The organism is Streptomyces sp. SID12501 (genome assembly GCF_010550245.1).
Taxonomy (GTDB): Bacteria; Actinomycetota; Actinomycetes; order Streptomycetales; family Streptomycetaceae; genus Streptomyces.
In genome coordinates this window covers 1-407 of the sequence record NZ_JAAGLU010000897.1, presented here as the reverse complement: position 1 = coordinate 407, position 407 = coordinate 1, and the positions used below count along the sequence as shown (strand labels likewise).

At 74.0% G+C, this 407-nt stretch carries 2 pseudogenes; both read left to right on the top strand.

Annotation, left to right across the window (positions count from 1 at the left end):
* Window positions 1-182, top strand: a pseudogene (locus tag G3I71_RS49035) (hypothetical protein); the annotation flags it as partial.
* Window positions 175-407 (top strand): annotated as a pseudogene (locus G3I71_RS49030) (hypothetical protein); the annotation flags it as partial. The pseudogenes G3I71_RS49035 and G3I71_RS49030, both read left to right, overlap by 8 nt.

The following is a 407-nucleotide window of genomic DNA, read 5'->3' as shown; positions in this document are numbered from 1 at the left end:
GCATGCGGGCGGAGGCGGAGTCCCTGGACGCCGAGGGCATCGTGGCGGTCCAACTGCGGCAGCACTCGCACTCCTGGGGACCGCACACCACCGAGTTCTTCGCGATCGGGACGGCGGTCCGCCCGCTGCGCGACGACCACACCATCGACCGACCGAACATGGTGCTGAGCCTCGATGGCTGAGCCGCCGGACGTGGACGCGTCGGCCGCGGCGCTGCGCCGGGACAGCGCGGACCTGAACCTCTACGTCGCCGTGCTGGCGGCGCACCTGGCGGACGCGCTGCCGCCCGGCACGGTACGGGTCGAGCGCCGGCGTTCCGTGGTGGAACGGATGGCCGGGCGCAAGGGCCGCGTCACCGCACTGGACGTCGCGCTGGGCGAGCGGCGCCTCCTGCTGCGGATGGATCG